Consider the following 2,945-nt stretch of genomic DNA (forward strand, 5'->3'; position numbering starts at 1 on the left):
CGCTCACGGCGGCCTTCGGGCTGCTGGCGCTGGTGCTGGCCTCGATCGGCATCTACGGCGTGATGGCCTACACGGTGGCGCGGCGCACGCAGGAGATCGGCATCCGCGTGGCGCTGGGCGCGCGTGCGGGGCAGATCCTCTCGATGGTGCTGGGTGAGACGTCGCGGATGACGATCCTCGGCGTGATCGCGGGGCTGGGCGCGGCCTTCGGCCTCACGCGGCTGGTAAAGGAGATGCTCTACGGCGTGAAACCGTATGACCCGGTAACGTTGGCAGGCTCAGCGGCGCTGCTGTGCTTGGTGGCGCTGTTGGCAGGGTTCACCCCGGCGCGTCGTGCGTCCAGGGTGGATCCGATGAAGGCGCTGCGCCACGAGTGACCATTGCGCGTGGGCCACTGCGCGTGGAGCGGATCGCCTTCGGCACGCGCTCCCTTTGGTCGCGGGTCTGAAGTTCCCGTGAGGTGATGATGGCCCACCCAGGCTTCTTTGCTTGGGTGGGGGACATTCTCCCACGTCTCAGAATCGAGACGTGGGGCACCCGGCTGCTTCGCGCAGGGCGGGGTTGCTTCGCATGGCGCTCCCTTTGGTCGCGATCCGTATTGGTACGGCACCCGGGGTCCCTGATTTCGTGGTTCGTGTTCTCCCGCCCAAGCGGAGCTTGGACGGGGCAACCTGGTTCGTGCCGGTGCGGAGGAGAACTGCAGGTTCCTCCACTTCGGTCGGAATGACAGATTCTTCTCTGGGTGACCGTCAGCTAGACCCTGCACCCTATCCCCTACACCCTGTCTTCGGGGTTTGCTCCCATGATGATGAGCCACAGCATGAAGACCATTTCGACCAGTTCGACGGGGTTTAGCCAGAGGGCCACGGTGTTGGCGTGCTCCGGCGCGAGGAGCGACATCGCGGCGTTGATGAGATAGGCGAAGCAGCCGATCATCAGCAGGACGCCGAGCAGGCGTGGGATGAATCCCGAGCGGTAGACGAGCCAGCCGAGCGGAAAGAGCCACAGCCCCCAGAAGATTCCGGCCACGTCGAAGGCGCTGCCGCGTAGGTGGAGGAAGAACGTCATCAGCGCGATGCGGTGCGGTTCGTCGAAGGTGGCGAGAGAGCCCTCTCCCCGCGCGAGCGCAAGCGCGGCAAGGGCGAAGATCTCGCCGAAGTATGCGATGGGGATGGAGACGGAGAGCAGCACGAGCATGTGCAGGGCCGCGCTCCGGCTCACATCCCTGAGCAGGCGATAGAGCGCGAGGGCGACGAAGAGGAAGAGCGTCTGGCCGAGGAGATCGGCGGCGACGCCGAGGCGGAAGAGTGTCTCATGCAGAACGAGGTTGTGCGCGGTGGCGGCCGCATCGCCGTGGACGAAGAGCCGCGCGGGGACGTACAGGAGTCCAAAGAAGCCGGGAAGCGAGCCGAGGAGATAGAGCAATCCTGCGCGGCGGCCGGGGTTGGCTCTGGTGGGCATGGGGTCTCCTGTGCGGGATTGTGGATCAGTATGCCGCGAGTGTGCGTGGCCGTCCACTGCGCGGGTGACATCCATCCCACGTCTCAAAGGCGAGACGTGGGGACTGGCCGTCCAGTCCTTTCGCCTTCGGCCTCCGCTCCCTTTTGGTCGCGAGCGGAGAGGCGTGTATTCCCACGTCTCAGAATCGAGACGTGGGGCACCCTGTTTTCTTGATCTCGGGGTTTATTCCTCCCGCCCAAGCGGAGCTTGGACGGGGCACCCTTGTCTGTGCCGGTGCTGAGGAGAACTGCAGGTTCCTCCACTTCGGTCGGAATGACAGATGCTTCTATCTGAGCCCTGAGCCGGGCACATTTGAAATAATAGAAAGCGATGAGCACGCATTCACTTGCCTTTCTTTTCCCCGGACAGGGGTCGCAGGCGGTCGGCATGGGCCGCGATCTTTATGAGAAGTTTCCCGTCGCCAAGGCGACCTTCGATGAGGCCGACGAGGCGCTCGGCTATGCCTTGTCAAAGCTATGCTTTGACGGTCCTGAAGACCAGCTGAAGCTGACCGAGTTTACGCAGCCGGCGATCTTTACCGTTTCCGTGGCGGTAGCGCGCGTGCTGGCGGAGAAGGGCGTGACGCCCAGCTTCGTGGCCGGACACTCGCTGGGTGAGTATTCGGCGAACGTGGTGGCCGGGGTGCTGCCGCTGGCCGACGCGGTGCGCGCGCTGCGCAGCCGCGGGCAGTTCATGCAGGATGCGGTGCCGGCGGGCGAAGGTGCGATGGCGGCGATCCTGGGCTTGACGCCGGAAGACGTGGCGAAGCTGTGCGAGGAGGCCGCGGCAGAGACGAGCGGCGTAGTCTCGCCCGCGAACTACAACTCGCCCGAGCAGACGGTGATCTCGGGCGGCGCGGCAGCCGTGGCGCGTGCCAGTGAGCTCGCGAAGGAGCGCGGCGCGAAGAAGGTCGTCGCCCTGGCGGTGAGCGCGCCCTTCCACTGCGGTCTCATGCAGCCGGCGCAGGATCGGCTGGCCGAGGTGTTGGCGGGAATCCCGTTCGCGGATGCGACGGTGCCGGTGGCGGTGAACATCGATGCGGCGCTTGTGACCAAGGGCGATGCGCTGCGCGACGCGCTGGTGCGCCAGGTGACGGGATCGGTGCGATGGGTGGAATGTTCGCGTCTCTTGATTGAGCAGAAGCCGACGCACTTCCTCGAAGTGGGCCCGGGCAAGGTGCTCACCGGGCTGCTGCGCCAGATCGACCGCGGACAGAGCTGCCTGCCGGTGAACGATGAGGCTTCGCTTGAGAAGGCAATTGCTGCGCTTAGCTCTTCTAGCTCTTAGCTTCTAGCTAAAAACGGACGGCGGCCTTTTGGCCGCCGTTGTTTGTTTCCTGCTTCGAAAGTTCATTTGAGTTTGAGCAACCATCGGCTGATTCCGCATCGCAAAGCTAGAAGCTAGAAGCTAGAAGCTAGAAGCTAGAAGCTAGAAGCTAGAAGCTA

Annotated in this window: 3 protein-coding genes; 2 read left to right on the forward strand and 1 reads right to left on the reverse strand. The window is 64.3% G+C overall.

Annotated elements, in window-relative coordinates; all coding sequences use genetic code 11:
- Nucleotides 1-377: FtsX-like permease family protein (locus tag QM649_RS20070; RefSeq protein ID WP_415200856.1), on the forward strand; the 377-nt coding region annotated here is incomplete at its 5' end.
- 397 nt (nt 378-774) lie between these two features.
- Here the strand turns inward: QM649_RS20070 and QM649_RS20075 are convergent.
- Entirely contained in the window at nt 775-1,461 is a 687-nt protein-coding gene (locus QM649_RS20075) for a DUF4386 domain-containing protein (RefSeq protein ID WP_415200857.1), read from the reverse strand.
- Between the two features lie 369 nt (nt 1,462-1,830).
- Here QM649_RS20075 and fabD point away from each other — a divergent pair, with 369 nt between their 5' ends.
- Nucleotides 1,831-2,787 carry an ACP S-malonyltransferase gene (gene fabD, locus QM649_RS20080; protein ID WP_415200858.1) on the forward strand — a complete coding sequence of 319 codons (957 nt, stop codon included), beginning with the start codon at nt 1,831-1,833 and terminating at the stop codon, nt 2,785-2,787.
- Nucleotides 2,788-2,945 lie beyond the last annotated feature (158 nt).

The sequence above is a fragment of the Silvibacterium sp. genome, from assembly GCF_047605705.1.
Taxonomy (GTDB): domain Bacteria; phylum Acidobacteriota; class Terriglobia; order Terriglobales; family Acidobacteriaceae; genus Silvibacterium.